The 26,052-nt window shown below is 46.2% G+C and carries 16 protein-coding genes; 4 read left to right on the plus strand and 12 right to left on the minus strand.

Going from position 1 to position 26,052, the window contains the following annotated elements:
• Positions 1–6: 6 nt before the first annotated feature.
• Positions 7–1,368 carry an FAD-dependent oxidoreductase gene (locus QEH59_RS00095; protein WP_308983312.1) on the minus strand — a complete coding sequence of 454 codons (1,362 nt, stop codon included), beginning with the start codon at positions 1,366–1,368 and terminating at the stop codon, positions 7–9.
• A 90-nt stretch (positions 1,369–1,458) separates the two neighbouring features.
• On the opposite strand from QEH59_RS00095, the gene QEH59_RS00100 reads away from it, so the two are divergent.
• Together QEH59_RS00100 and QEH59_RS00105 are read left to right on the plus strand one after the other, a co-directional pair.
• Positions 1,459–4,047, plus strand: coding sequence for an alginate lyase family protein (locus QEH59_RS00100; protein ID WP_308983313.1), 2,589 nt, complete (start codon positions 1,459–1,461; stop codon positions 4,045–4,047).
• An 83-nt stretch (positions 4,048–4,130) separates the two neighbouring features.
• Positions 4,131–4,853 carry a hypothetical protein gene (locus QEH59_RS00105; RefSeq protein ID WP_308983314.1) on the plus strand — a complete coding sequence of 241 codons (723 nt, stop codon included), beginning with the start codon at positions 4,131–4,133 and terminating at the stop codon, positions 4,851–4,853.
• Between the two features lie 10 nt (positions 4,854–4,863).
• Here QEH59_RS00105 and QEH59_RS00110 read toward each other — a convergent pair whose 3' ends face one another.
• Positions 4,864–5,727 carry a helix-turn-helix transcriptional regulator gene (locus QEH59_RS00110; RefSeq protein WP_308983315.1) on the minus strand — a complete coding sequence of 288 codons (864 nt, stop codon included), beginning with the start codon at positions 5,725–5,727 and terminating at the stop codon, positions 4,864–4,866.
• A gap of 37 nt (positions 5,728–5,764) precedes the next feature.
• On the opposite strand from QEH59_RS00110, the gene QEH59_RS00115 reads away from it, so the two are divergent.
• Together QEH59_RS00115 and QEH59_RS00120 are read left to right on the plus strand one after the other, a co-directional pair.
• Positions 5,765–6,955, plus strand: a complete 1,191-nt coding sequence (locus QEH59_RS00115; protein ID WP_308983316.1) for a Gfo/Idh/MocA family protein — start codon at positions 5,765–5,767, stop codon at positions 6,953–6,955.
• A gap of 160 nt (positions 6,956–7,115) precedes the next feature.
• A complete protein-coding gene (locus tag QEH59_RS00120) occupies positions 7,116–8,504 on the plus strand; it encodes a sulfatase family protein (protein WP_308983317.1) in 1,389 nt (462 codons plus the stop codon).
• Positions 8,505–8,651: 147 nt separating this feature from the next.
• Here the strand turns inward: QEH59_RS00120 and QEH59_RS00125 are convergent, their stop codons facing one another.
• From QEH59_RS00125 to QEH59_RS00170, 10 genes are all read right to left on the minus strand, one after another.
• A complete protein-coding gene (locus QEH59_RS00125) occupies positions 8,652–10,322 on the minus strand; it encodes a hypothetical protein (protein WP_308983318.1) in 1,671 nt (556 codons plus the stop codon).
• Positions 10,323–10,332: 10 nt separating this feature from the next.
• Positions 10,333–11,016, minus strand: coding sequence for a type II secretion system protein (locus QEH59_RS00130; RefSeq protein WP_308983319.1), 684 nt, complete (start codon positions 11,014–11,016; stop codon positions 10,333–10,335).
• Between the two features lie 39 nt (positions 11,017–11,055).
• Complete coding sequence (locus QEH59_RS00135) at positions 11,056–12,675, minus strand: CARDB domain-containing protein (RefSeq protein WP_308983320.1); 1,620 nt, start codon at positions 12,673–12,675, stop codon at positions 11,056–11,058.
• Between the two features lie 67 nt (positions 12,676–12,742).
• On the minus strand, positions 12,743–13,600 hold the full coding sequence (locus tag QEH59_RS00140; protein ID WP_308983321.1) for a hypothetical protein: 858 nt from the start codon (positions 13,598–13,600) through the stop codon (positions 12,743–12,745).
• Positions 13,601–13,828: 228 nt separating this feature from the next.
• Positions 13,829–14,893 (minus strand): LacI family DNA-binding transcriptional regulator, encoded by a 1,065-nt coding sequence (locus tag QEH59_RS00145; protein ID WP_308983322.1) that lies wholly within the window; start codon positions 14,891–14,893, stop codon positions 13,829–13,831.
• Positions 14,894–14,954: 61 nt separating this feature from the next.
• The gene (locus QEH59_RS00150) at positions 14,955–16,271 is read right to left on the minus strand and encodes a glycoside hydrolase family 28 protein (RefSeq protein ID WP_308983323.1); all 1,317 of its coding nucleotides are present in this window, start codon (positions 16,269–16,271) and stop codon (positions 14,955–14,957) included.
• Between the two features lie 279 nt (positions 16,272–16,550).
• Positions 16,551–17,288: a hypothetical protein gene (locus tag QEH59_RS00155; protein WP_308983324.1), complete on the minus strand. Its 738-nt coding sequence runs from the start codon at positions 17,286–17,288 to the stop codon at positions 16,551–16,553.
• A gap of 16 nt (positions 17,289–17,304) precedes the next feature.
• Positions 17,305–20,721 carry a hypothetical protein gene (locus QEH59_RS00160; RefSeq protein ID WP_308983325.1) on the minus strand — a complete coding sequence of 1,139 codons (3,417 nt, stop codon included), beginning with the start codon at positions 20,719–20,721 and terminating at the stop codon, positions 17,305–17,307.
• A 168-nt stretch (positions 20,722–20,889) separates the two neighbouring features.
• Positions 20,890–25,020: a LamG domain-containing protein gene (locus QEH59_RS00165; RefSeq protein WP_308983326.1), complete on the minus strand. Its 4,131-nt coding sequence runs from the start codon at positions 25,018–25,020 to the stop codon at positions 20,890–20,892.
• A gap of 208 nt (positions 25,021–25,228) precedes the next feature.
• Positions 25,229–25,993 carry a PEP-CTERM sorting domain-containing protein gene (locus QEH59_RS00170; protein ID WP_308983327.1) on the minus strand — a complete coding sequence of 255 codons (765 nt, stop codon included), beginning with the start codon at positions 25,991–25,993 and terminating at the stop codon, positions 25,229–25,231.
• Positions 25,994–26,052 lie beyond the last annotated feature (59 nt).

The raw sequence follows: 26,052 nt of genomic DNA on the forward strand, positions 1-26,052 counted from the left end.
ACTCGCTTAAACGTAGACTAGCTGATCAGGCTCTGAATTCAAATACGTTTCGGAAACCTTTTTGTTAATAGCATCCATCCCCTTTTCTATGTCAGCCCAAGAGACTTCCAGTGCTCGTTGAGAGTTTTTAGCAATCAGTGCGGCGGCCACTCCCGCCCCCTGCCCCATCGTGACTGCATTACCAGTCACTCGATAACTCGCATGTGCAAAAAAGTCACCACTAATACAACGCCCAGACAAGAGTAGGTTCCCAAATCCCTTAGCGATCAAAGCGCGATAAGGTATATCATAAGGCAAGGTCTTGGTTTTGTTCTCAGAAGCAAAATCCTGACTCACCTTATCATCGGTTGAATGCACATCAATACCAAAGCATACACGACAAATAGCATCTTCGTGACGAACTCCCTCAATTAAGTCCTGCATACGAACCACATACTCACCATGTATGCGCCTGCCTTCACGCACGCCAATCTGCTCTGCAGTGCCCACAATGTAAAGTTGATCCCAAGGCGGACCAAGACTGCGAAGAGCCGCCACTAATCGATGTATCTCAGCGCGTGCTGTCAAAGTAGCCGCAGAAATCTGCTCTGAGTTGACAGCTGAGACATCGTATTGGTGATTGGCCATCATCCCATAAAGTTCATCATGAATTTTAAACAACGTTGGTGCCGAGTAACTCGGGGCCACTCCCGCCCGCTTAAATTCAGCTAATAGTCGAGCCTTAGGCTCGCGCAGGCCACCGCCAATGAAGGGCTTAATTTCATCTTTTCTTACTCCGGACACCACAGCCATCAAACTCATGGGCTGACAACCACCATCTTCTGGTCGCCCCAAGTCATAAGAACAACCAGCAAAAGCTGCCAAGTCTCCGTCGCCTGTTGCATCAATAAAACAAGCGCCCTTGATGGCCTGACGACCACTCTTAGACTCTGTAATGACAACGTCGACATGATCACGCTGATCGCAACCGACTGCAACGATTCGCGTATGTATCAATACGCGTACTCCTGCTTCCAGCATCATCTCCTCCAATAAGAGTTTCATCTGCTCGATATCATAACCAAAACTGCGCCCATCTTCGACTCGGAGCGTACGTGCACCACGCTGATCCAATCGCGCTATAATCTCCTTCATTATGCCAGGCTTATCATGGCTATCAATCACCCAGCTCAACATACCAGCCGTCCACACGCCCCCGAGGCAACCATGCACCTCAATCAGTGTTGTCTTCGCGCCACTGCGCGCAGCGGATAACGCAGCCGCGATACCAGCCGGCCCCGAACCACAAACAACGACATCTGCCTGCTCCACCACTGGAATGGATCGACACTGTTCCTCGAAATAACTATTCTGATTCTTTTCTGGCATGGTTTCATTATTAAGAAATACTCCACCCATCCTTTAAACACACCATATATGCACACCAATGCACATGCATACCAATGCACATGCATACCAATGCACATGCTTAACATTGGTATGCATGCATCCAGAGTTTTGAACAATCCAGTATTCTGGAATAGTATTTATGATATGATTTGCAAATTCCCCCAACGTTCGAAGTTGCTACTTTTCCTAGCCCTAGCCTCGATATTTACCTACTCTGCCAGAGCATTAGACACTCGCTCGATTCAAGCCATTGGAGAAATGCTCCCGATCGAGCACCCATCGCTTTTCATCACACAGGATGAAGCCGACCAAATTCTGGAACAAGCAGAAGCCGACGAAAATTACCAGCAAGCACTGGATGCAGGCATTCTAAAGAATGCCATAATTGCCTACGCCGATTTAGGCCCAGATTCACTAGAAATCCCTCGGAAAGAATCGACACACCCTCACCATAAAATCATTCTGGACATGCAACATTTAGCAGTCGCCAGCTTGTTCACACAAAATCCAGCCTATGTAGAGCGTCTCACACAAGTCATGCTAGAGTATGCATCCTTCTACGAAACGATCACGCCTAAGCGAGGCAGTGCAGGACGACTCACCGCGCAATCACTGAATGAAGCCATGGTGATGGTTCAGTTGGCATGGATCTACGACATCATTTACCCCGCACTCAGCAAAGAACAACGAGAGCAGATCGAGAATCATTTGTTAAGACCAGGAGCGGAGCTGTTAATGGGGCAAGACCGCGGGCGAAGTAACTGGCAAACATGGCATAACGCTGCCTTGGCTTCGTTAGGCTTAGTCCTAAGTGACCACAACTATCTAAATCATGCAATCAATGGCCCATCGGGCTTTCTCTACCAATTGAGCAACTCCATCAATAAGGACGGATTATCGTATGAACTTTCGATCTCCTACCATGACTATGCAATGCACGCAGTTACCCTGCTAGCCCTTGCATGTGATCGCGCTGGTATCGACCTTTTCAACCAAGAAGATGGAAAGCTAGAATCATTTTATGCTGCCCCCATTTACTATGCCTACAGCAATTTAAAGCAGGCCCCCTTTCACGATGCACATCCTACTGCTCGTCTCAACATTGGCGTAACCTCATGGAATTATCCGTATGCATGGGAGCAATATCAAACCCCGGCCTTCCGCTGGCTATGGAAGCTACACAATAGTGTAGAAAAACGCGCTAAAAGTGAAAAACGCATTCCACCACTCATTGCCCAGTCAGTACTCGATTTTTCATCTCAACCACAGCCAGAGGTAGAAATAGATTCCTTCACTGTTGGAACGGATCTCCTATTCGATTCCAATTTGCGCAACGTTTTGGGCAGCACACTATTTGTAGATACGGGAATCGCGATCTTACGCGGGCCTGCAGGAGAAATTTCCCCCGAAATGTCGATGCTCTGGAAGCCCAATGGCACAGAAGCAGGACACCAGCACCCCAACAATTTGGCAATTGACTGGCAAAGTCCTTCCTACAGATGGCTATCTGCATCAGGAAAATGGGTCGGTTATTCTAGTCAAATGCACAAACAATGGGTCCAACAAACACTCAGCGATAATACCTTGGTCGTAGATGGAAAGTCGCAAAAGCCCGGTGGAGATGGAGTGCCAAACTGGAAATACGACGAGCCCAATGAAACCTCCGCAGGCAAGCTGCGAACTTTCACCAATAGCACCAGCTTCGGCTACGTCGATGCAGAGACCGAAAACGTGTATCCAGGCGTCCAACTGAATCGCCAAATCATCCACACGCAAAACTACTCCCTCGATCTTTTTCATGCAGAGTCGCAGGAGGAACACACCTATGATTGGTCACTCAATATCTCGGGCAGCTTGCGCTCCGCTACCACTGAATTCCAGCAAGAGGCCGATGCATTCGCTGACCGTGGAGTCGCCTACAAATACCTCTGGGATACACAGGTCGCACAGTTAAATAAATCAACGACCACCTATTGGATCGATCCAGATACCGTTGAAACATTCGCAGTCACCACGCTGCCTCAGACGGGAACAACTATGTACCTATCAACCAGTCCATGGAAGGACAGAGACCGATCCTCATTGATTGTTTCTAACAAAACCAAACATGCTGAATTCCTAAATATATGGCGGGCTTATGAAGACAATGATCCTATCAAAGAAATCATGCAGCCGGGACATGGCATTACTGCCATGATTACCCTCTCTTCGGGGTTAGTGGATGTCATCGCATTAGGGCGCGAAAAGACAGTTAAAGGCCCAATTGGAGGTATTGAAAGCTACAATGCGCACAGTCTTCTCGCTCGTATGTCGCATAGTGGTGATCCGCGCGACATTACCTTGGTCGAAGGAACTCGACTCAGTTTAGGGACCATATCGCTAAAGTTGGATTCGCCAGCCAACTGGAGTTTCAATAGAATCAACAACGACAGTTACCTCTTCATTTACGACAGCGCAGAAGAACGTCAGTTAAGCATTCAATCAGAAAAAAAATGGATTCTAAAACAACTCGATGCAAACGGCTCCATCGTTAAAATCATCGATCCAGATATTTCAAACATTTGGAAAGTTCGCCCCTTTACGAATTATTTACTAACTAGAGAGAATGACGATACGACAAAGCTCCCAGCACTGACAAAAACATTCCGACTTAATTAACTAGCACACAGCCGACACCGATCTTCAGACAACAGTGAAGGCCACTTTCATCGTACTTCAAAAATAGCACAAAACCAGTTTCTATGAGAAATCGTATTCTTACAATCCTAGCGATCACTATTTCAGCCGCCTTACAGCATAGCGCGGCAACCCCCATCTACTCAGAGACTTTCGATAACCGTGATGATAAATTCCCACAAGGCTGGTTCGATTCAAGCCACGGAACATTAACTCCGAAGGTGGTTGAAATTAGAAACAACGCTTTGTATATGTCTCGACCAGACCAAACCAATGACTCCGCAGCAACGCGCAATGCCCTGTATGCTGGATCAGGTTCTAGTGAGTTGACGGATTATACTGTTGAGGCATATTTTAAAAATAATCATGTAGCCAACCGCTCAGGAGTCATCGTCAGATGGCAAGACGATTCGATTACAAACTCGAACACGTTAAAAGGCTACTTAGCCACAATATACAATAACGAGATATACATTTCAAAAGATTCAAATCCCAATGGAGGCTTTAATCATCCAGACTACCTATTAGCGACAAACAAGTTAAATCGCCCTATTTTTGGTGATCAAAAGGTTCGTATAACATTTACTGTATCAGGATCGACCTTAACAGCCCGCGGCTATATAAAATCCAGAACGGGAGATTTTGATCGTCTCATCGGTGAAGTGACTACAACTGACAAAACTTATCAGCAAGGTTCGGCTGGAGTGATGTCGCGATTCCTATATCGAGGGCGCAGCACTCGATGGGATGACTTCTCCATAACAGAAATCTCCGGAAGTAAACAGTAGTTGAGATCTTTTACACAGATGAAGGAGTATAGCCGAGGTTCTTGCTGAAAGCACGGCTAAAGGTCGCCGCATCAGGGTAGCCAGCCCTCTCAGCGGCAAGTTGCACACTTAGCCCTTCCTCTCGAATCCACAGTGCAGCTCGTCTTAGACGACTTTGTCGTAAATAGCGTCCCAAGCTAATCCCAAATTCTTTTCGAAACCGCGCGCGCAGGTGACTCTCACTAATGCCTAACTGTCTAGCAACATCAGACACAGAAATGCCTGGTTGCGCCGAACACAACGCATAAATCCGCTCAAACAACGTATCTCGGTGTCTTACTGGTTGCGAGCTAGTTGACCAAAGCAAGCGTATTACCTCCAATAATTGAGCTGCAGCAATCGTCCCCGACACTTTCGAATACTGCATGGTCTTTATAAAGCATAAGAGCAATTCCTTCGCTTCTTCGCAAAGCGGTTGGATGGATGTGCAGGAATGGTCTGCAGGCGCATGTTCTGGCCAATCAAAGGTAACAAAAAGCCATCTCAAATTCGGCTCTGCATTTTTGTAACCATGCAAGCGCAATGGAGGAATCAATACAGCATGCCCCACAGGTATGGAAATAGAATGCTGATCCAGCTGCAAAGTCCCAGCCCCAGATAAAGCCACAACCAAAACCCACCGTTCATGTAAGCTAGGCTTATGACTCAGATGGCTCAACTGGTTTAGAGATTTCCTAACGAATATGAGCAAATTGTTCGGCAACTCTTCTGAAGAACGCAGCACCCCATCATAAAAGTTTTGCGGTTGTGACAGGCTATCGACCCTCTCTAACAGCGCTTGATCGTTCATCGTGGTTTTCATCGAAAATGCAAAATGATACATCGAAATGTCCATAGCAATCCTAAGTGCTAAACGGTAAACTACGACACTTATGAAAAATGACACAAAATCACCTATTGAATCGATGGAAGTTGGCGTGGGCCTAATCGGAGCAGGAATTAGATTCCTAAGTATTTTAAAGGAACTACTCCCTCTCTCGGCTGGGATACAAATTAAAGCGATCTACGACCCCCAAGAAGCTGCGGTCACGCGCTGCCAAGAACGCTTCGCAAAGGATGCAGTGGCTTGCACTTCAGTGGACGAACTCTGCGCACGAGATGATGTCGATTGGGTATTCATAGGCTCTTGGAACTCCAAGCATGCCGAACAAGCCATTACCGCACTACGTGCGGGCAAACATGTATTTTGTGAGAAGCCGCTGGCTCTCACAGCTGAGGAAGGCCTGTCAATCAAGCAAGCCTGTTTAGATAGCGGACGCACCTTTGCCTTAGGTCTGGTCCTTCGATATTCACCACTGTATCGTGCTCTGCATACCGCCATTCGCACTGGAAAAATTGGTAAAATCCTGAGCTTTGAATTCAATGAAACACTTAGTTTCAGACATGGTGGCTACATCCACGGCAACTGGCGAAGATTCACTGAGAATGCTGGACCCCATATACTAGAAAAATGCTGTCACGACATTGACCTAGCACTATGGCTGATCGACAGCTTGCCAGTCAAAGCCGCTAGCTTTGGAGGCCTCAATTTCTTCCTGCCGGAGAATGAACATCATCAAGAGAGATTGGGACCTGGTCCGAATGGAGAAGTGCCTTTTCAACATTTCGTGAGATGGGAAAATGAGAACCCGTTCAAAACAGAAAAGAATATAATCGATAATCAAGTAGTCATTCTAGAATTCGAAAATGAAGTCCGTGCGACGTTCCACACCAACTGTCTCTCTGCAATGCCTGAACGACGTTTCTATATTCTGGGCGACGAAGGCACACTGCGTGCCGATGCTCACACTGGGCAGCTTGAATTGAAGCGAATCGGCTGGGATGAGCCCGTTCAGACTTGGCACCCCATCAATGGAGGCGCACACGCCGGATCCGACATCCCAATGTGCCATGAACTTGCAGAGTGCATGGCAGGTCTACGTCCCCCCGTTGCTGGAATTGAAGAGGGCATGCGCTCGCTCGTGGTTGCAGAAAGTATCGATGCCGCGATGCGCACCGGCCAAGTAATTGATTTACGACCCGTTTACCGCGAATGCGCCATCCCACTGAAAAACAACCGATGAACAATTCAGAATTAAATTTTGCAAAGTAATATGAAACTCAAGCCATACCGATTTCAACTCACTCATTCTCCGACAGGGCGCTTTACTAGAACAGTGGATTTAGTTTCATTTATGCTCGATTCACTGAGTCATTGATGCTGTCTTAGATAGTACGTGTCTGATGAAGGAATCCCAACCAAATGTTATTCTGATTAACTGCGACGATCTGGGCTACGGTGACTTGAGTTGCTATGGTTCGACCCTCAATCGCACACCACACATTGATGCTTTGGCCGCGGACGGCTTGCGCTTAACGGATTTCTACATGGCCTCTCCGGTCTGCTCGGCATCACGGGCGGCGATGATGACTGGCTGCTACCCACCACGTGTCGGGTTTGGTGAGAGGCCGGTTCTGTTTCCTGGGATGCCTTACGGTTTGAATCCCGATGAGAAAACAGTGGCATCATATCTCAAGGATGCCGGCTATGCGACGAAGATTGTCGGCAAGTGGCATTGTGGCGATCAAGAGGCATTCTTGCCGACCAGTCATGGTTTCGATGAGTATTTCGGCCTTCCATATAGCAATGATATGGGGCGGCAGGCGGATCGCCTCGAATCACCGCCGCTGCCATTGTTACGAGATAAGACTGTAATACAGCAGCAGCCCGATCAGCGAGGTTTAACAGAGCGCTATACCGACGAATGTTTACAGTTCATCAACGCAAATCAGGAGCAACCCTTCTTCCTCTACCTCGCTCACATGTATGTGCATTTACCGTTGTTCGTGCCGAAGCAATTCCTGGATCGGTCGAAGAATGGTGCCTATGGTGGCGCCGTGGAGTGCATTGATTGGAGTGTCGGTGTATTGGTAGATCAACTACGAAAGTTGAACTTGCTTGATAATACCTTGATTATTTTTACTAGTGATAATGGTTCAAGAGCCCGCGACGGAGGCGGGAGCAATGCACCTTGCCGCGGAACGAAAGCAACGACGTTGGAAGGCGGTCAACGTGTGCCCTGCATTTTCCATTGGCCAGCGGAGATCACGCCGAATCAAACGAATGCCAGTATTGCTTCGTCTATTGATCTCTTGCCTACACTGTGCGGTCTAGCTGGGGTGGATGTCGCGGACGAACGCAGCATCGATGGCGTTGATCTGGGGAATTTTCTCCGTGGCGAGTCGGAGTCTTCTGGTCGAGACTCGTTCTTCTACTTTACAGGTCGTGCGCTACAAGCGGTGAGGGTGGGAGATTGGAAGCTCCGCGTCGATGGAAGTTCGATTTGGAGCAAAGCCCCAAGCGAACCGATCGCGGAACTGTATAACCTTAAGGACGATGTTGGCGAAACGCATAATTGCTATGATTCACGACCTGAAGTGGTGCAGGAATTAAGCGCCGCAATGACTGCCATGGCTGAGGAACTTGGAGATCGGCTCACGGGAGTCGTCGGTTTCGGTGAGCGAGCTAGTGGTTATATTGAGGATGCCAAGCCGCTGACCGAATATGATCCAGAGCATCCCTACATGATAGCTATGTATGACCTGCTAGACATGCCAACTTTAAGTGGGTAGTCATTTTTTTTATCGTCACATCCTCGAATATGAACGGATTATCGCAAATTCTTAAGTTTTTCCGTTGGCTGTGATCGTACAGGGCAGGTCGTCGACTTACGTCCAGCCTACCGGAAATACGCAATTACACTCACTAATGTCACATGATTACTTGGCGAGAGGAACGCCGAACTCAATACGTTGTAATAATAGCTCTGACTCTTCATTCTTCGCAGCGCCAACTAACCGCACTGAACCATCTCTAAGGAATTCAATATTGGATTTTTCAGTATCTGCACGAACTTGTAATCTCAATTGATCAAAATATATTTCACTCGGGACTTCGACATCACCCGTGTCCCAATAAATATGATCTGAATCAGCATTCGACAGTGTAAAGCGCATACCTCGCTCAGGATCATAGACCATCGTGAGTGTCATTTGCTCACCGACTGGAATGTAGAATGGCAATGCCTCGTGAACCCAATCACCACTCGCAGTTTTGGATTTCCAATCCCACATAGCTCCAGGTTCCTTTGCCGTACGATAGAGTGTCAAAGTATTCGAAACATCACTCCCTTTCTGTTCTAGAATCAACCGGACATGCGCATAACGATCTGAACGGTCTAACTGAAATGTAGTTCTGAAGGCAAATTTAGAGTTAGCCAAGACTGCTGGTACTGGCATGGAAACTGATTCAATATAGCCTTTTTTATTTCGCTTTAGCGAATCATCTTCGTAGACAACACTCAACTGCTTCCAACTCCAATCAGGACCTGAGCTGAGATCTGGCTCACTTAGACTTGCTCTTAAACTAAATGGTTCATCTTCCCAGATCTCCGGTTTAGCTAAAACAAGATAATCACTACCATAGTATGAAATTCCTTTATTGTTTTTCCCATTTAAATTAAGAGTATATTCATCTCCTGGTTCAATCAGTGTAATTTCATACGAACGATTTTCAATTGTCTGATTGCGCCCATCAATTGCAAACATGATTTGAGCACTTTTTGCCGTAGATCGTCCAATATTTCTGACAATCGCCTGCTTGTCATCGACTAACTCAACCAACAGCACTGGATTCTCGTAAAAGAGTTTTAATTCAGCATTCAACCATTTCACCATGGCTGGATTCGTACTGCCAAAAAAAGCAATTCCAGGCATCTCCGGGAAATAATATCGGATGAAATGCAACTGCCGACACAATTCACGTTGAGTCGTGATCCACTTTCCTCCAAGGCCTAACACCAGCACAGACTTGTCTTCTAAACCATTTTCAATGGCCGATTGATAACGAGTCTCGATCCATCGATATTCGGTTCTAGCGCTCCCGAGGTATGATTCTATTAGAACAAGGTCGGCTGCACTACGTAAACCTTCAATGAAATCATGGTCAGTAATTCCTGGGACAACGTATACCGCAATCATCAAATCAGGTGCCATCTCACGAGCTTTAATTAATGCTTTACCAGCAACTTCGCGTAGGTTGCCCTCTTGTGTAATTTCATCAATGAGTATTCCAGGCCAACCATCCTCTACAGGTTTGACCCAGTATTCAGCTAGAGTCTCTGGTGTATCATAGCCTTTTCGATAAGCCCAAATTCCGCCCCGCCAACGTTGCGGCACCACTCCGAGCTGCTGCCATTCTGAAATTTCTTGAGAGACCTGATGACTCCCCCCCTTTGGACTCATGTGGGCTGAAGTCACTCTCTCAATTCCATCTGGACGCCAATAGTGGAAGTGCATGTTTTCTTTCACCTGCTCTGCACCACACCAAGACTGAATCGTAATAAATCCAAAGACTAGGGAAATAAATGATATCGATAATACGTTCTTCATTTTAACTCAATTATTCTGAAAACAGAATTCGATTTTCTCCCCACTCATATCCACTCTCAACTCCAACGCGACTTAGCTCTTGAGGCGACATACTCCGAACGCTTCCATCAAGAAACCCGACATGTGCCATGCCATTCGACACCAAATTAATATTACCGGTATCAGCTTTTAATCGTAAGCGGAAAATTCCACGTTCCAGCACCTCGTCATTCGGATGAAGCGTCGTAGCTATAAGTGGATAATCAATTTCACTTTGTACCATATAGTTAAATTCCTTGGCACTACCACTGCCACTCCAAGCAGGAACCTCCGTATTTAGTCCATACGAGATGTACCATTGCCAAAAGTCGATATCACTATTATCCTTATAAAATGGGCTAAAAAACACCTTTTTGCTATCAATAAACCCCTTAGTGTATAGTTGTTTAGCATAGATCATATTTTCATTCCCCGCACCTCCGGTGAAAGCTTCCACAGTGCCACCACTGTCAACTATTAGCATTTTATACCCCACTATAATCTGTCGAATATTCGAGATATTAGTCGAGCTATTTGCCATGTCTTTAACTTGCCTCACTCCACTCAAGAGAAGCATCGCTAAAATTGCAGTTATAGCGATTCCAGCAAGTAACTCAATCAGCGTGAATCCACATTTTTCACATGTAAAAGGAGAACTGAAATAACTTCTCTTCATAACATTTGGAATTAATACTGCCCAAGAAAATACTATAGCTTATTGCACGCGATCGACCTCTGTGTTTTGAGGTCCTACCGCTACACTCATAGTTGAACGACCATTCAGTAGCGTTGCGTTCAAGCGAGGATCCACTTCAACAATGATTTCGTAATACCCCTCGCTCTTAGGCTGCCATACGACTGAATGCGTTTGGCGACTCTTGAGTGCCAGTACTTTGGAATTAGGCGCCAAGGTATAAGTATTGCCAAAAGCATTTGTAGTGGTGACCATGCTACTCTCATTCTTAAGCAAGCTGAAGCCAACATCTACTTCATCGATAGCGACCTGCTGAATCAGTTCAACCATGCCCGCACTACTCTTAGAATATATATTAACTGTAAATCCGTCCGACTTCATACCGCCAATGTTACTAATTTCAAAATTAATGGGGACTGACTCACCAACACGAGCACGTTCCATGCCGAAGAACACAGGGCCAAGATCAATGACAGGATCCACATAGTATTGACGAGCCAGATCCTCGGATGCCTGATAGAACCCAGCCGAAACCATCACATCTCGGGTACGTCCATGAGACCAAAAGCCAATACCTGGCATTTCGGGTGCCATACTCTTGATCAATTTCACAAAATACGCCATTCGATCAACTGCTGGCTCTTCATAAATACCACCCCCGACATAATTTGTGGATAAAAGTATAATCCCCCCGTGCTGCCTCCAGCTCGAAGGGGCTGACTCTTCCACCTGATAGCCACGCTCAAACAATAAATCCGTCCCGCGCATCGCTTCAATGCGAATAGCCAAATGCTTTTCTAAGCTATGCGTCGCATGAACAGCACCGTGAAACTCACCGTAAAATTCTGAGGCCACCAATGCTCCTGCAGTCTTATGGCCTGTTGAACTCTCACGTAGAATATGACCTCCGACCGCAGAGCTAAGCATTTTGTTGGGATACTTTTCACGCAACTCCAGTAAGGCTTGGTTCTCGATTCCGATGGACCACAACCCGATCTCATCTGGATAGGCAGTCAACTCATCCAGCCAGATTCCGTCCGAACCTGCCTCCAGAGGCTGACTCCACCGCTCAACAAGAAAATCTACATTTTCTTGATCACTGAGCTCGGGGTTCAACTGCCTTTTACGACGATAATTAACTGGAGTCAAAACACGGTTACCACGCTCTTGCCAAAACTTATTATCCTCCAAAGATTTAACTAGAACCGTTGACGCGAGTAACGGATAGCGGTCCGCTTCTTCTTTGGTAATTGAAGGATACGTTAGAAAATACAGCGATTGCCACACGACTGGAACCTCCATACGCAAAACATCTCCACCGTCGTCCGGTTCCCACTGCAGTTGAAAATATCCCGTCTGCTCAGGGGTCCAAGAAAACGCAATCTGCTCAGCTCCTGAGTCAGCTTGCAGTAATAACTCCTGACCACTGGAATCAGTGACAGTCAGCTTTCCGGTGCCCCAAAGCCCGGGATCGGCTTCTTTACCGCCAAGCAAGCGAACCTGCACGGGGTCACCCGCGACAGGTAAACGTGGCTCAATTGCGATAGACCAGGAGTGATCGATTTCGGACTCCACTGCATTCAGTGGCCCCAAAACAAAACTTAACAGTAAAACGAACAGAGTAATACGGAGATGTCCCATGTGAATTAAATATCTAGATTATTACAGAAAATGATCAGCAGGGCCGATCTCTAATATGTCGATGTGATTACGCGCGATTCGAACGACGACGAACGACTAGTAGAGTCATGAAAGCACAGCTCCCCATCAAAAGGCCGTACTGCGAAACTTCAGGAATAAAGGACATTTCTAAAAGAGGACTCTGTGTAGCGCTTTCTAAATCTGAACTGTAGAATCCTGCTTTGCGCCAGTATCCTGCCTTTCCTCCATAGAATAGTCGATCCTCATCACCCCCCACAGAGATCAGAAGACCACCATTAGGAGCACCACGGTAAAGCCAATCCATAACAATTTCAGTTACATCAAATACAACCGTATCGCCAACTTCCTTAACAACAAGAGCCTCACCATCTAATTTCAACAATGATGCTTCAACACGCGTGGATGCGACCACGGCTTCACCGATCTCGTCCTCTGAGCCTGCATCATCAGTCCATTCCGGCCATACGTTCGTGCCGTCGTAAGTCTCTCTTGTCGCCGCTGCATCCCAAGGAATCGAGACTCCCGAATCTGCACTGTTCAGCCCTCCGAAACGGTAAACATTGGCAATGCCATATTCTAGATCGCTCAACCGCACCTCTTCACCAATTGTGAGCGTCAAAGTAACCTGATCAATTTCATTCTGAGCCACTCCCGCAAATGAAGATAAATCGAACTTAATCAAGCCTTGAGATTGCCCAGCGTAAGCCCAACGTCCGGTCTTTATAACGTCATCAGTAAAGCTAGCGCTACGATCAACATTCCCATCCAAGGTCACATCATTATAGTCCAAGACGATAGGAGATGGGATAGGATCAACGGCATGAAGACTCACCGCCGCACATCCGAATGTAATCACTCCGCAAAGAGTTAACTTTACCAAGGAATTGTTGTATGTTTTGTTCATTTTTTTCATCGTATATTATGGGTTGACGTTGCTTGAACTGCTCGTTGGTTGAACTGCTACTAAAAATCACTTGATGGGAACTCCAACAGTATGCTCCTACTAAGTCCCCCCCAATAACGCACAGCAAACCATTATCAATCGAACACGTTCGATTTTCAGCGTGACATTTACGTAAAATTCGAGCGACCCCAACTGTGCATCCACAACAGGCGGGGAACATCTACTGGATTACACTCGCTGCTTTAAACTCGGACCATCCACCCATAAGCTGTCGACAAGCGATACTTGTGGTGAGGCTGGAATACCACGTTCATTTCGATCGATCTTTGCAGCAACCAAATCAATCGTGGTGGCACCGATTTGCTCGGGCTGTTGGTTAATACCAGCAAAAGGTAGGTAAACCTCCCCCTCCGAGGGTAAGTCGAGATGAGCATATCCAATCTCATCTGGTATCGAATAGCCCAATTCATTTAACCACCGAGGGACATCCGAATACAAGGCCATGACAACATCCGGCTTCTGCTGTTGTATCCAGCCAGAAAAATTATCGATATTAAAAGCCTCCTTAGAAGGGAAAAACGGCTTTAATTTCCGCAGCTTTTCCATCCGATATAGATTTGATAAATATGCACCAAGAAACATATCACCAGAGCGCAGATTGGTCCCCTCGGACATGGCCAAGCCAATGCGACGGTAACCACGAGCATACAAATTTTGCATACAAAGTGACACCGTATGGAAATGATGATTCGCCACTCGATCCACAGGTGGAACAACCAGAGAATATGCAATGGTACCTAAGGCGAACGCATCCCAGTTGAGATTATAACCACAAAAATCAGAATCTAGCGGCGCCAGCACAACTCCCTGAATATTTTGGTTATACAAAATAGAACCGACTCTATGTTCTCCTAGCTCACGGTAGTCCAGCACCTCCAAACTATACCCACGCTGATTTGCTCGGGTGCGTGCTCCATTCATGTAAGTACGAGGAATATAAAAATTGGGGTCATGGAACAATCGATCTATGCCTTGCGCATAATTAACCAAATACGCCAGCGTCGAGTGCCGAGCGGCATCCTTGCCTTGCCGCACGTGCGCCAACCATGCCGAAACCATCGGATTTGCCTTCCACCCCATACGCTCGGCGATTGCACGCACATGAACCGCGGTCTCTTGAGAGACATTAGGATGCCCTCTCAAAGCCAGAGAAACCGTTGACAAGGCAACGCCAGCTTTTTGAGAAATCTGACGCAGAGTGGGGATCGTTGTTTTATTTACATCTTCAGCCATGAGGAGCGAACAACAGAAACTTCACTGACTCTGATACATTGTTCAAGCTTTGACTGAACTGCTACGTCGCCCGACGACCTTTGCCTTCAACAAAATCAGTCACCTCTTCAAACATTAATTGTCCACATATTTTCGACAGATCTACATCGTTTACATTGTAAAGAATCAGACCTCCTCTACTTCCCAAATTACCAGCAGATTTCAGACGTACAGCTAGACCTTCCAGTTGAACACCTTCCGCATTCGCTAAAATAATATGATGATCCGTATTCAGATAGTCGGGCAAGCTGGGATCCTCCCGCATACGTCCCGCCCCGCGAGGCTTCACACGACTAAGAGCCATTCCTGTTAATTCACACTGAACATTCTGAATTGAAAGCCCGCTCAGGGGTGAGTCGACTCGTCCTTCAAATAGTAAACGTCCCGAGCCATGAATGGTGATGTCCTTAAAAAGCAGACCACTAATACGACCACAACTTTGACTCTGATCGGGCCATCTCGGACGAACATCGACCATAATTGCAAGCTGCTGATGTCCCTCGATATCAATACGCTCAAAGCTGAATTCCTCATAGCTCCCGATGTCCTTCATGTAAATGCCGATTCCCAAAGCGGGCCCCTTCGGAATTCCAATATCAGGGATACTACAATCGCTCACCTTGACTCGACGAATTGGAGCCAACGATTCTGTTCCAACCTTAATGGCTCCATGCCACGTTTTCAACACACAGTTACGAACTTCCACGTCCTCACACGGATCCCCGCAAGTTGATTTCATCACGATACAGTCATCTCCGGTTGCAATGACACAATTTCGAATAGACACACGCCTGCAACTATCTGGATCAATTCCATCGGTATTGATTCTATCGTAGTTATTAATAATCGCCACAGAATCGACTCGCACGTCCTGACAACGTAATAAATGCAAAGTCCAAAACCCCGAGTTCGTGAATTTCACCTCTGACAACTCCACATCTTGACAGTCCCTAAAAAAGCATAGTCTAGGTCGAAATTCATCACACAGCGGAGAATCAAATGTAAGCGATTCTGAGAAATTCCCATCGATTGTCCCACTGCCACGTATACCACAATTCTGACTTTGGTCCGCATGAATTAAGCAACGTAAATCCCCTGGAGCATGATCACCAAGTCCAGCAACAATCGGTTCATAGTCATCAATCAAACGACTTCCCACAATCCGTGCTCCACTCTCCAACACCAGATGAACCCCACTTTTTATTGAAATAGTTCCACACAAGTAAAGCCCAGTGACTAACCGAACTTCCCCTCCACCACTAGCATGGCACATATCAATCCGTTGCTGGATACTAAATGTATCTTTCGCCTGCACACTATAATCTTTAGTCCTTACCATCCTAATCAATTTAATTAAACTACTAACGTCGAAAGATTACGGATCGAAGAAGCCATGGATATAATCCAAGTAAATCGTATAACAGATCGCTTCTGGTGAATTCGTAATCGTAAATTTGTGTAGCTTACTTAGCACTGCCCCAGTCTTCGCAAAAGATATATGTGTTCGAACACGTTCGATGCATTGCCTAGTGACAAAAAAAGAACGCACATTCAAGCTCAGCTTGAATGTGCGTTCTGCATGCGAAACTCCTAGTATTACGTGAAGCCTGACGAAAAGCTAGTCCTCTTCTAAAGTAGGTGGAACCGTACGAACTTGCTCAATATTTCTGAATATTCGCATCCGGTATGCGCCTTCACGACTACCGGCCAAATAAAAGACCATTAAATAGGGGCGATCAGGGTTGATTCTCGTGACCGTAGCATACACGGGCTTCCATTCTTCTTTAAAAACTGCGATTCTTAGCGGCAAGCTATTCACATCGTCGTGTTCTTTGGGCGTAAAAACCTCCAGTTTTAATGGCGACAAAGTCTGTCGATCCCCTCGAAGATCCGCCGCTAGGCTCTCTCGCGTCAGATTTAGTAATCCGATCTGACCAGCAGGTATCGAGTTTGCAGAAATATCAATCGCTGCTGCGGTCACGCTAGATGGCTGGTTCTTCGATTCAGCAAGAAAAAGTAAAAATCGGTTCGTCGACGGCAACTGGACTGTCAATGCGGGCAAATACTGCCAAAGACCTTCATCATCAAGCTGACGTCGATACAGTATCATTTGAGATGGCCCATGATAATTCATCGCAGGCCCCAATTGACTCAAATAGGGCTCCAACAAACGGTAAGTCTGGCCTTCCTGAAAGTACAAATCAGGAGCTTCCAACTGTGCCGCCCCACTTCCTCTTTCAGACTCCATCCAATAAATTGAAGAAAAATCCGCCGACACGACAGTGCCCTCAGCCAAAACTCGATTAGAGATGACAATGACACCGAAAATAAATAGAAACGTTTTAAGTTTATGCATATTTGCAAATTTTTCGTTAATTAACTAAATCCTCTTTATTTAACCAACGCAATGAAACGACTTCAAATTTACGGCCAAATTTTTCATTAGAAACAGTTAAATCCGACAAGTCGTCCCACGAATCATTATCAAAGCTATCGACAAACTCCGGCTTACGCTGAACAATTGCCTCACAATAGACTTCAGCTTCAGGATCTCCAGTAAGCTTATTATTCACTGATGCATAGACGATAATAGTGAAAGTGTCCGATCGGACCGTCATCTGTGATCCCAGTGTGGATAGTAGATCCACCTGAGACAAATAGCCAGGCAGATCCGCTCCCACTGAGCCAACAAAGCCGCTCACTTCAGAACTACTGCCATCGATTCCGGAACTGGAGTCAATGACTGCCGAGGAATCATAAAAGTTTTCATTAGCAATCGACAATTCTAAAGCGGCACTCAGCGCACCTTGCCTCATCACCATTTCCTCTAAGTCATAACTACTTGAACGAAAAGAATGCGGATCCGGCGCATTCTCTCCAGTAAGATTTTTACGGTAAAGTGCCTCCGAATACATAACTCGATTCACGAAAGCAGACATGGATGGAAAAGGACCTCTCAATTTCACCTGTTCAACAATGCGTGTCGCAAGATCTTCAATCTGCTCGTCAGATAAGCGCCTAAAACCATAGACTGAGCCTGCTTCAAATGGCCCCAAATCCGAACTGCCAAGCTCTTTTCCAACGGGCTTATAGAAACGGGCGAACAAACTGCCATCCCCATTCAAGTCATCATAAGGCTGAGCACGAAATGCTGCAAGTAATGCACTCCAGGCTGCTACCGATGTAGAGTTCACATTAAAACCACCCTTCAAGTACAGGCCTGCAGCAGAGCGTTCAAAGCTTCGCAATTCGTTCACATCGGCGGCCGTGCCATCGATACTCTTGACCAAGGGATTCCTGAATGTATCAGGCAATGCGCCCGACTGCGGTACCGTCGAAAAGTAATACTGATCAAACAAAACCTCATTCACAAGATAAGGGAAATCCCAAACCATCTTTGCATCTGTCTTCGAATTCACATCGAAGAAGCGCCAAAAGCGAGTTTGATCAGCCCCACTGGCTTCCAAAGGGATATAGGGAGAGGCTCTCGAAGTGCCGACTGTGTATGCAGGTGTAAAATCATCACCAGTCCCCGTAAAAGATAGACGCAACGGCATCATGAACTCACCCGCCCAACTGGTAGGACGACTATCAAAAGGATCCGCCAAATCATGAGTTACAGAGTTCGTATAAACTGGTGGAGCAGTCAGATTAACATGTGCAAATTGAGCCAAGGAATGCGGAGCCTCACGTGGTAAATCGTATAGTATTGCTTGATCCGACCCTCCATAATTAGGCGAAGTCCCCACAAATCCATGCATCGCGTCAGCCGTCTGAATGGCAGAGTTAGCTTCCGCGTCACTATCCGCCAAGAAGCCCCCGACGTAATTTGACAGTGAGTTAGTATACCCCATCCCAATGACATCACTCGCTATCACAGTGGCTCGTGGATTAAATAAGCCTACCCATTGCCGAGGTGCTTGGTAACTAGTAAAGAAGTTTGTTTCCGCAAAGGGCATCGAAAAGACGAAAAGGAACTTCGGCTCAGGGAACCCATCCACAATCGGTTGGTAATATTGAACACTGGCGGTTCCGAGTGCTTCATTGGCGAGCATCCCTGTGACCAGTTGATAGAAATCTTGGTTAGATCTTGAATTATGAGCACCCTGTAAACGCTCATGTAAATCTAAATAAAGGCGACCATTCGAGTTCAACGCGAATTTAATATCTGGAAGCGGATCTCCTGGGGGAGTTTCGCTTTTCTCAAGTCCACTCAATTGATAGAAACCTGCGCCATGTCGATATCCTGGCAATAAATAATTAAACCAATTCGAATCACCATAAATACCCGTCCCAGAACCATTATCGGGTGAAAACTCAGCGATTCCATCAGCAGGTGAAAAGATGACCGCACGCCCCGCCGATATCGTGGTCGATGCAATAGTGAACGGCATCGAATTGATCTTAAATTCTTCATTATCTACAGCAGGATCGTCACGCACATCAATCGACTTAATTTCAATATCATTATTACCACGATCCTCCTTAAAGGTCAGGTGCAATTCAGGGATACGAATATCAAATCGATATGGGTTCCAAAGCACCAACACTGGATAATACACAAAACGTATTTCATTATCGACATAATCAGCGTAAATACCGACCTGAAAATGCGTGATCACAGGCTTAATTCCCATTCGATAGTCAACGGAACCACTAGTATCTGGCTTACGGTGCGATCGCGTGTCGACCACTTCATCGCCGATACGCGTATTGTAAAAGTCACGCATCACTCCCCACTGAATGAAATTTAAGTTTGGAGACCGCTCAGCAGGTGCACCTCCCAGATCACGTGCAAAAAGAAAATCGGCATCTTCGATACCAGTCGGCTGAGTATTACTGCCATCTAGGCCAAACGTTAAATCCTTTTTTAACCCACCATTCCGCACATCAGTAAACAGTGAATTTGAAACTAAGGAATAATCTGTAGTCAGAGAATAACTTTCTCCCGTAAAAGCTGGCAAAGCGTTGATGACTATTTCACTAAAACTCGAGATCTGTGCAAGCTGATCGGGTAAAACACTCTCAAACAATTCAGTGGTCTGCGGAGAATAATGCTGCGGTGCTAACCATACGGCATCCTCATGGAGCGTGGCATCGACGGGCTCATTCAAATTGAGTCGTGCTTTCACATTTTCATCGCCGACCCACCAAGCATAACTACCACTCGAAGCGCTCGTATTTGAATCAATTGATACGCGTGGCACACGTATTTGCAAAGAATCACCCCCATCGTAACTATCAAGATCAATCAGAGTGACGACATCTGCATCGCCTGGATCTAAGGCTGTATCCCCAGAGACATACCCCGAAGGATATACTTCGTCAGAAGCAGAATCAAAGCCTTTCTGCGCATTGCCGCTCACAAGCACTGCCGGTTTCCAAAGAGAATTATGCCCAGGCATTGTGCCAGGGGCTTGACCTTGCGCACCAGACACATTCCAAACTTGTGTGAAATAAGGATTTGCAATTTCAGTAAACTCTATGGTTGCTCCGTTGGAAGCTATGAGAGCCTCACTAATTTCAGCAGTCGCGGTTACTCGTTGATCTGCACCTGCATGCTTCTGCAACTCACCCAATGCTTCATTTAGTGCTAGAAGAGCATTTTGCCTAGCTTCCAAGAGTGTAACATTGTTACTGCTCAATGCCGTTTCCACACGTACAAAAGCAGAAATAGAAACCAGCAAAACCAGCACAAAAGCCATTAACGACAGGGCGATCACCAACGCAAATCCAGACTGCTGCTTCTCAACTCCAGAGCCAACGACATCTATTAATTTAAGCTTCATACACTAATCTAATCTGAGCTGTTGCGAAAAGTCGTAAGTTTGCTTTGTCATCATTGGCGCTATAACTAAGGTTAATTAGAATCTGTGTCTAATTTTTATGTAAATAAATACCTTCTTTTGAAGCTGTAAAACAAGAGAACATGCATACCAATGCACGCCTAACTCATGTCAATCGGCAATCAATAGTCGAACAAATTGATCATCCGTATTCATTTTCAATCGATAACGAATAAGTTGAGTTGAACCATCCCCCGTAAGGTCGTGATCTATTATAGTACGAACCAGTGTAAGCTGATCGGGAACAACTGTGGTCCAACCGATCAAATCAGTGCTCGTTTGAAAACTCATAGCGATTCTTTCACGAATTACAATTTCAAGATATCGAGTTCCAGCCTCTCGAAAGATCGACGTCTGCATTCTATCTGAAAGCAGTGTAGGCACCACAGGATTGAGGTTCATTGCATACTTTAGCATATTGTTAATGCCATCTCTTGACGGATTCGCCGTGGGCGCCTGCTGATCAATCGATAGGTCGAATTGGCCAATCCATTCATTAAAGTCATCAAGTATAGTATTAGACTTCGGTTCACCAAATAAAAGAGATTGATACCCGTGAGCTTCAATTGTCGTTTCTTGCAATATTTGAGTATCAATTTCTAGAGCATTAAGCGTGATTTCATGGTCAGTGAAATTAAACACGGTGACCAACTGCTGCCCCTCATATTCATGAGCCGTGTAGGCCCATGCGTCATGACTCAACTCAGCGTTCGGTGTTAAGTTGAACTGCTGACTAGCATCTATACCATCGAAATAAAATTGCTCATATTGCCAGATGAAGCGACTGGCATTACCAATTGAAACTAAAAATGCGCCGTCGATCCACCCTCTTCCCGGCCATATACCTTGCCGCTCCATACCCAATGCTGCGGTCATAACAAATTTTTGTTCGATTCGCTGCGGAGAGAGGCTATTCTCTACAGTCGCAAAATCCTGAGCTGGGCTGACTCGGGCAATGGCGCTAATTCCCCAGATCGGGTTCTGTAAATATGTCTGAGACAGTTGCACCTGATCAAAGAGTTCGCGATCGTTAACATGATAAAGGCTCAACAGGTGAACATCCACCAAATCGTACTGTTCGGTGAGTCGAGGATCCTTAGGAATCGACCAGAAACGTGTGTAGAGCGCCTCCTCATCATCATATGGAAACAGGTAAGTATAGGCAACTCTAGGAGCGTCTGGGTCTGGATGGTACGTATCTACCAGTTCAGCCATCGCACCATATACATCGTTGGAAACATGTATCCAATAATCAATCCAATCACGCTCTTGAGATGCTAAAATCTCCTCTTTACTTGGAACTGCGGCCAAATTCATCCAATCTGCATAATTCGCGAGCATTTCATCCATCTCGAGGGCTTTGCGAGGCACACTCCACGGCTCAAAATCAAAGATCACAGGCTCATCCTGCCCTAGATTAGCTACTTCGCCATATTTTCGAGATAGATAATTAGCTGTTGTCGTTTGAGGATCACTAGCCATGTCATACTGATCAGGTCCCCCCCAAAGACCAATCTCGTAAAGCGTGAAGCCGCGTTTTTTTAGATAACTATCGAAATCAACCCGAACTTGCCCTTTAGATCCTGAATAGAAACGCCCCTTCCCCCTCAGTCCGATATTATAAAGTAAATCGGCAGTCGAAGCCCACAGGTTCTCATCTGGATAAGCAAATGCGGTCATAATAAAATAACCGAATGCCTCGAAACGCCCTTGCTCCGATGGTATGACTGCCGGCGGTGGCGAAAGAAACTTAACAGTGGCCTCTGTAAGATCATGCTCCACCCCGTTATAATAGAGACCATAACGGATCGGTGCCTGGTCGACAGAAGTTAGCGCATCCAATGCCAGTGAGATAAAAGGTCCCTGCTTCCAACCGCCAACGCCATCCGCATCAGTCAGGTCAATTCCAGTTGTTTGGTAGCGCCGCCAAGTGCGCTCCTCAGTCTGAACGGTAGTCATCGAAGTGCTGACGCCCCCAGCTGCTTCATTATGATTGCTTTGATGCACAAGCTTTAGCTCAATCTCATCAGGCATGTAAAAAACGAGTGCGGGCTCACCCGCTATCAATTCGTCAGAGTTACGCTTAAACAAAAAAGTAAGCGGCACTGGCTGCCCATAAAAAGTGTGAAAGACTTTTTCACCGCCAAAGAAGACTTCATTTCCATCAATTGGCTGCACAGTATAATCTAAGTCAGGTGCTAATGGGACATAACTATCCCGATTAAGATTGAATCGCTCCAGATAAGATTCGAGCGAATCAAGTTGGGTTCCAATACAAACTTCGTCGAGCCAACCATCAAAAGCATATTGATCTCTGCCTGCGGTATCCAGCGGATAGCCTGCCATAAAAATGTTTCGCGAGGTTGAGGCGATAGCAGGAACACCCGTATCCTCCGAAAATAGTTCAACATTATCCAAACATAGTGTCACGATCCCCCGGTCAAACGTAACTGCGACGTGATGCCAGTACCCATCCTTCAGATCATCTAATGGAGCCCACACATCGTGTCGAGACTGCCCATCACCAAATGAAAAACGAAAATTTTCTCCCCATAAGAACAAAGCAAATCCACCCGTATCCGAGTCGGAGCGATTACTGATGAGACTGGCGAAATTATTCTTTTCCGAGCTGTCTATTTTAACCTCTACACTAACTGCAAGCTCTTCGGTTGAAGTTTCAAAAAGCTGCAAATCATCCATACGAGTATAGCTGCGGTCATCTGCAAAATAACGTATCGCATTTCCGTAACGACCAAGCACTCGGTAACGAGTCGGGTCTAAAGTTTCTGGATTATCTTGATCAAGGATAGATGCGGGCCAATGAGTACCAACTGCATTGAGCTCCGAATCAAGAATCGTACGGCTTGCTGCTTCCAAAGGTAAGTGCAACCGTATTCCAAAATCAATATGATACACATCCACGTCGAAACTTCGAAATTCGGCATGACGCCCATGATAACCAAAATAGGCGCGTATTCCCGGAGGGCCTCGAACATAGCTGTCATCCGTCACCGTGATGGACCCAAGAAGCTCGGAGTATTCTCCAGTTGTCGTATTCGCAGCAAATAGCTTAGCCGTTAAGTTTTGGCCATTAACCGTAAATACAAGTCTGGAAATTTCATCATCTGCAAGTGATCTGCTCAACACAGCAGAACCAAGCACTGAGCCCGAATGAATCGCAGCGGGCAGATCCTTCCCAATCACAATCGAACCACCTGACTCATAAGCATAATAGCCACCTTGTTCATTCTCATATCCTTGCCACCGAGCGATCAAGCCAGTGCCATGCGCGCTGGAATCCTGACGCGATTCGGACCAAAACGTTTCAACTGTGTAATCTTGCCAAAGAGCTGCATTCTCTCCCTGATAGACTAAGCACCTGCGTTGTCCCGTATTCGATTCAGGTGTATTTTCCCTCGCCGCATATAACACATTATTCCTAATCTCCATGACAGGAGGCGAGTTCTGGTTCTCAATCACATAAGACCATGCGTCAGGTATAGTACCATCAAGACCATGGAACGACTCATCATAACTATCCATAGGCAGCCTCGAACTCGAGACATCGACTGCAAATGAGTAAAAAGAGGCGCTTCTACTATGGTATGTGAAATTGCACCTAACCCCCGCAGAACCATGATTGTAACTACCATCAATCACACTCACACGCCCCAAAGAATCCGTATATTCCCCCTCGGACACTTCAGCAAAGATCTCCGCAGTGAGGGTATTCCCCTGAACTGAGAATGTCATGCGTGTCACCTCATGATCATGAATAGAACGAGACAACTGGGTGGACGCTAAAATGGCCGAAACATTCGCATCCTTCGGCAAACCTTTACCTATGATGATTTGTCCGTTTTCCTCGTAGGCATAATAGCCGTGCTCAGGCGCTGCCATACCTTGCCATCGAGCAATGAGCCCCGTCGAATGGGTTCGCGCGTCCTGACGCGATTCAGACCAGAGCGTCTCTATGGTATAATCCTGCCAATTCCAAGCCTGCTCACCATTGTAGACGGCGTTTCGTCGAATTCCAAGATTCGACTCTTCAGTATTGGCCCGCGACATGTAGAAGGCACCATCCCGAATTTCAGCCAGCGCAGGCGTGAAATCATTCGAATCACGATCTAACCAGTCAGCAGGAAACTCGCCATTTACCCCATCAAACGACATGTAATAGGTCTCTGCGATCAAAGGAGAAAGCAGCACCATCATGCACGATAGTTGTAATAGAATCTTCACCAAAACAATAGGATTAATGGCCACACAAACTCAATAAAGATGAAAAAAATCATCCAGACATTTAAAAGAAGCAAATCGCTTACATTGCGATATTCACAAAAAAAGCTTGCTGGCTGGCGTAAGCCAGCCAGCAAGCTTATAAAAACTCCTCAACTATATCAGGTGAAGCGAACTAGAAGTCTCACCTACCTAAGAAGTTGAATCAGAGCTATCGGGCCTGACGACGTCTCAGACATGCAAAGCCAAGAGTCCCGACTCCCAAAATGAGCGCACTGGTGCCAGGTTCGGGAACACTATGCACTTCCATCGACGTCACGCGCAAATAACGATTTGAGCTCGAACTGCCGTAACCGACGGATAAAAGTAAGGAATCAACCACACCATCAACCTGATAACCAACTGGACTCTCTAGGAGGCTTGATCCATTAAATAGAACATCCACGACTCCGTCCGTCCCATCAGTATTAGAGGACCAAATAAACTCATAGCTGTTGAAAGCATTAACGCTTCCTCCGCTAGGCAGCAAGTTCGGACCTCCAGAACCATCATAAACGCCATCCGCGTAAACATACAGCCCGTCATCTTGGCGCAGTTGCGTGCCGAAAAGCAAATCTCCACTCGCGTTAAGAAAGTGAATTTGCCCCACATGAGGTGACGCACCTGTGGCATTTGCAACAAAAGTAGCGTTCCCCTGAACAATGGCGTCATCGAAATCGTAAGTTATAATGGGATAACGCCCGCTAGTGTTGCCAGCCAAGATCAATGCATGATCTCCACCGCCCACAAAGACGACGTCATCATTGTCAGCGTCATCATTGACAGTAAAGCCAGCATCTTTGACGACCTGCACACTATTAGTCGTATCCCAGGCAAATTCATCCGTAAAATCATAATCGATTACCGTTTCGGCAAATGCGGGAATAATGAAGCCAAAAGCGAGACTAAGTGAGATAATATTCTTTTTGATATACATACAGCAGCAAGTTTATGATGGGTTATTGTTTTAATAGAGTAGACAGGAATTCCTGCACA

Origin of the sequence: Thalassobacterium sedimentorum, assembly GCF_031127905.1 — a bacterium.
Classification (GTDB): Bacteria; Verrucomicrobiota; Verrucomicrobiia; order Opitutales; family Coraliomargaritaceae; genus Thalassobacterium; species Thalassobacterium sedimentorum.

Excerpts from the sequence above, each read along its gene's own strand:
- QEH59_RS00130 (WP_308983319.1), bottom strand. The coding sequence starts at position 11,016 with ATGAAGAGAAGTTATTTCAGTTCTCCTTTTACATGTGAAAAATGTGGA.
- QEH59_RS00125 (WP_308983318.1), bottom strand. The coding sequence starts at position 10,322 with ATGAAGAACGTATTATCGATATCATTTATTTCCCTAGTCTTTGGATTT.
- QEH59_RS00160 (WP_308983325.1), bottom strand. The coding sequence starts at position 20,721 with ATGAAGCTTAAATTAATAGATGTCGTTGGCTCTGGAGTTGAGAAGCAG.
- QEH59_RS00150 (WP_308983323.1), bottom strand. The coding sequence starts at position 16,271 with ATGGTAAGGACTAAAGATTATAGTGTGCAGGCGAAAGATACATTTAGT.
- QEH59_RS00110 (WP_308983315.1), bottom strand. The coding sequence starts at position 5,727 with ATGGACATTTCGATGTATCATTTTGCATTTTCGATGAAAACCACGATG.
- QEH59_RS00100 (WP_308983313.1), top strand. The coding sequence starts at position 1,459 with ATGCACATGCTTAACATTGGTATGCATGCATCCAGAGTTTTGAACAAT.
- QEH59_RS00155 (WP_308983324.1), bottom strand. The coding sequence starts at position 17,288 with ATGCATAAACTTAAAACGTTTCTATTTATTTTCGGTGTCATTGTCATC.
- QEH59_RS00145 (WP_308983322.1), bottom strand. The coding sequence starts at position 14,893 with ATGGCTGAAGATGTAAATAAAACAACGATCCCCACTCTGCGTCAGATT.
- QEH59_RS00105 (WP_308983314.1), top strand. The coding sequence starts at position 4,131 with ATGAGAAATCGTATTCTTACAATCCTAGCGATCACTATTTCAGCCGCC.
- QEH59_RS00120 (WP_308983317.1), top strand. The coding sequence starts at position 7,116 with ATGAAGGAATCCCAACCAAATGTTATTCTGATTAACTGCGACGATCTG.
- QEH59_RS00115 (WP_308983316.1), top strand. The coding sequence starts at position 5,765 with ATGAAAAATGACACAAAATCACCTATTGAATCGATGGAAGTTGGCGTG.
- QEH59_RS00140 (WP_308983321.1), bottom strand. The coding sequence starts at position 13,600 with ATGAACAAAACATACAACAATTCCTTGGTAAAGTTAACTCTTTGCGGA.
- QEH59_RS00170 (WP_308983327.1), bottom strand. The coding sequence starts at position 25,993 with ATGTATATCAAAAAGAATATTATCTCACTTAGTCTCGCTTTTGGCTTC.
- QEH59_RS00095 (WP_308983312.1), bottom strand. The coding sequence starts at position 1,368 with ATGCCAGAAAAGAATCAGAATAGTTATTTCGAGGAACAGTGTCGATCC.
- QEH59_RS00135 (WP_308983320.1), bottom strand. The coding sequence starts at position 12,675 with ATGGGACATCTCCGTATTACTCTGTTCGTTTTACTGTTAAGTTTTGTT.